The sequence below is a fragment of the Bradyrhizobium genomosp. III genome, assembly GCF_000261705.1.
GTDB classification, from domain to species: Bacteria; Pseudomonadota; Alphaproteobacteria; order Rhizobiales; family Xanthobacteraceae; genus Bradyrhizobium; species Bradyrhizobium ottawaense.
Window position 1 is genome coordinate 1 of the sequence record NZ_AJQF01000514.1, and the last position, 2,702, is coordinate 2,702.

The 2,702-nt window shown below is 64.5% G+C and carries 1 protein-coding gene; it reads left to right on the top strand.

Features of this window, described 5'->3' with window-relative positions; all coding sequences use genetic code 11:
* Nucleotides 1-1,071: 1,071 nt before the first annotated feature.
* A complete protein-coding gene (locus IC66_RS0139930) occupies nucleotides 1,072-2,634 on the top strand; it encodes a 2-isopropylmalate synthase (protein ID WP_038951209.1) in 1,563 nt (520 codons plus the stop codon).
* Nucleotides 2,635-2,702 lie beyond the last annotated feature (68 nt).

Below are 2,702 nucleotides of genomic sequence, written 5' to 3' on the forward strand. Positions count from 1 at the left end.
TGTGGTCCTGGCCGTCGTTGCTACGGTCAAGCCTTCCGCGAAGGTGCGAGCGAGCCCAACCGGGCAGACTGCATCATCCAATTCGCGGGGCGAGGGAGGCCAGAAGGAATGGTCGGCTCCCGGGAGATCACGGCATAAGCCGTCCAGCCACTGCGCAGGGAAGGCCGAGTGATCGGCACCACCTGTATGCTGCTGTGCGGTTCTTTCTGCGTGTGCATTTCGCGCAGCGGACCGCGGGTGCGAGCCAGCACCCGGCCTTCCCTGCGCCCTCTTGGATTGGAGGGTGGCGAGACCAAGCAAAGCTCGGGTGAATTCAGCCGCGAGGACGAGAAGGCGCGTCCGCGACTTGAGCTGTGTGCCACAAACTCGATATCGTAGGGTGGGCAAAGCGGAAGCGTGCCCACGCCTTGTTGCTCATGGAGGGAGATTGTGGGCACGGCGCTGTGCGCCTTTGCCCACCCTACGGCACTGCACGCTGGGATGTGTATTGAAGCATCGCAATGACGGTGTCGAGAAAGCGTGCGCCAGATTCCGCTCTCGTGCCCCGGACGCGGCGCAGCGCTGCCGGCGATGCGAAGCATCGTCCGGAAGTGGTGCGCTGCAGAGCCGGGGCCCATCTATCCGCGTTGTGCCGTGCCGCCGACTGGGTCCCGGCTCTGCGCAGCAACGCTTCGCGTTGCAGCGCGTCCGGGACACGAGACCCTGCAGCCAGGTCAGGTCCCCTGACCATCTTTTGGCGTTGCAGTTGCTGCTATTTCTCGTCTAGAAACGGGTCACTGAGCCTCCCGGCAACCAACCGTCAACGGTTTTGACCGAGGATTTGGGGCTCAAAAGGGTCTGGCAATGCTGATTCGCGGCCGAATTGATGGGATTTCGGGGGAGGTGGCTCTGGCCGCCGCCACGATCCCGGCCGCACTGCTGCCCACCCTCCTTATTGGCGGCCTCCTTCTTACTTGCCCCTGAGGGCCGGCTGGGCGCGACGCGCCTGGGCACTCAGGGGTTGGTCGAGATCACCGGACACCTCAAGCGCCCAGCAGACTGACGGCGCAAAAGCTCAAAAGGAAATTTGCAATGGCCCCCGCGAACAAGTCCGACAAGGACCGCGTCATCATTTTCGACACCACCTTGCGCGACGGCGAGCAGTGCCCCGGCGCCACCATGACCTTCGAGGAGAAACTCGAGGTCGCCGAGTTGCTGGACGATATGGGGGTCGACGTCATCGAAGCCGGCTTCCCGATCACCTCGCAGGGTGACTTCGAAGCTGTGAGCGAGATCGCCCGCCGCTCGAAGAATGCCGTCATCGCCGGCCTGTCCCGCGCCCATCCGGCCGACATCGACCGCTGCGCCGAAGCGGTGAAGTTCGCCAAGCGCGGCCGCGTCCACACTGTGATCGCGACCTCGCCGTTGCACATGCGGGTGAAGTTGAACAAGACGCCGGAAGAAGTGCTGGAGACCTCGGTCGCCATGGTCGCCCGCGCCCGCAACCAGATCGACGACGTCGAATGGTCGGCCGAGGACGGCACCCGCAGCGAGATGGACTACCTGTGCCGGATCGTCGAAGCCGTCATCAAGGCCGGCGCCACCACGGTGAACATCCCCGACACCGTCGGCTACACGGTGCCGGAGGAATACACCCACTTCATGAAGACGCTGATCGAGCGCGTGCCGAACTCGGACAAGGCCGTGTTCTCCGTGCACTGCCATAACGACCTCGGCATGGCGGTCGCGAACTCGCTGGCCGGCGTCGTCGGCGGCGCGCGCCAGGTCGAGTGCACCATCAACGGTATCGGCGAGCGCGCCGGCAACGCGGCGCTCGAAGAGATCGTGATGGCGATCAATGTCCGCAACGACAAATTCCCGTACTGGAACAAGATCGACACCACCCAGCTCACCCGGGCCTCCAAGGTGGTGTCGGCGGCGACCTCGTTTCCCGTCCAGTACAACAAGGCGATCGTCGGCCGGAACGCGTTCGCGCATGAGAGCGGCATCCACCAGGACGGCGTGCTGAAGGACGCCTCGACTTACGAGATCATGCGGCCCGAAATGGTCGGCCTGAAGCAGTCCTCGCTGGTGCTCGGCAAGCACTCCGGCCGCCATGCCTTCGTGCACAAGCTGGAGGAGATGGGCTACAAGCTCGGCCCGAACCAGCTGGAAGATGCGTTCACGCGGATGAAGGCGCTGGCCGACCGCAAGAAGGACATCTACGACGAGGACATCGAGGCGCTGGTCGACGAGGAGATGGCAGCGTCCCACGACCGCATCAAGCTGACCTCGCTGACCGTGATCGCCGGCACCCACGGTCCGCAGCGCGCGACCATGAAGCTGGACGTCGACGGCCAGATCAAGATCGAAGAAGCCGAGGGCAACGGTCCGGTCGATGCGGTGTTCAACTGCATCAAGCGCCTGGTCCCGCACGAGGCCAAGCTGGAGCTGTATCAGGTCCACGCGGTGACCGAAGGCACCGACGCGCAGGCGGAAGTCTCGGTGCGGCTGTCGCAGGAGGGGCGTGCGATGACGGCGCGCGCGGCGGATCCGGATACGCTGGTGGCTTCCGCCAAAGCCTATCTCGGCGCGCTCAACAAGATCGTCATGAAGCGCCAGCGCGACACCGTGACGACCGCGGCGGCGAGCTGACGAACATAGTTCGTCATTCCGGGGCGATGCGAGAGCATCGAACCCGGAATCTCGAGATTCCGGGTCTG